Genomic DNA, 845 nt, shown 5'->3' on the forward strand with positions numbered 1-845 from the left:
TTAACCAATGGCCTCCGGCATCTGCTCCACTACGTACTGGACGTCCACGGAGAGCCCGGTGACGGGATCGCTCATTTCCACTTTCCAGCTGCGGGCGAACTGGTTCACTCCGCCGGTCATGGCAACCGTGCCCGAAATCAGCACGGTTCCGGGCTGGTTGAGGCCGCGTTCTTCAAGCACGCCAAGCCAGTAGTCCGGGGTGAGCAGCGCCTCCAGTGAGCTGTCCTGGATGAGCGTGTCCGGGGTGTCCCCCTCCCCCACCCAGCCCTTCAGGGTGATCCTGTCCAGGTGGTCGCGAACGTCATCCAGCCGCCACGCCTTCCGCCCCAGCACGTCCGGGCTGGCGTTCTTGCTCCATGCCACGCCATGCACTTCCAGTTCCCGGTCCGTGTGGTCGCAGGCAACGGTCAGCAGCACGCCGTCATCAGTAATCACCAGCGCCCATTCGGCTTCGCCCGACGTCCGCGCGTGCTGCACGCGGACCTCGGACACCTGCTGCGCGAGGTAGGGCGACACCGGGTAGAGGGCCGGTGTGGTGGCGGGACCCGGGACCCCCAACTCCGCCAGTTCGGCGATGTGCGCCTGGACTTCATCCTGCTCGCGGCCTGCGTATCCGGCGTTCAGGAGGTGCTTGACCTCCACTTCCCTGGTGCTGCCGTCGGGAAGTTCGAAGCTGAGAACCGTCATGGTGGATCCGTCCTTTTTCTTGTGCTGCAGGAAAAATTAACAACTCGGAAACCGGAAAGGGTCGCCAATGTACAACCAGTATGCGTAATGTATACATTTAACGCCAGCGTGACAGGCGTCACCCTGAAACACTCCAGTGGAGGACACAATGAGCAGCT

At 62.5% G+C, this 845-nt stretch carries 1 protein-coding gene; it reads right to left on the reverse strand.

Translation table 11 applies throughout. From position 1 onward, the window contains the following. Nucleotides 1–687, reverse strand: a complete 687-nt coding sequence (locus tag P2Q66_RS21280) for a DUF2848 domain-containing protein (RefSeq protein ID WP_275731344.1) — start codon at nt 685–687, stop codon at nt 1–3. Between the last annotated feature and the right edge of the window lie 158 nt (nt 688–845).

The organism is Arthrobacter sp. Cr_A7 (assembly GCF_029222765.1).
In the GTDB taxonomy this organism is placed as follows: Bacteria; Actinomycetota; Actinomycetes; order Actinomycetales; family Micrococcaceae; genus Arthrobacter.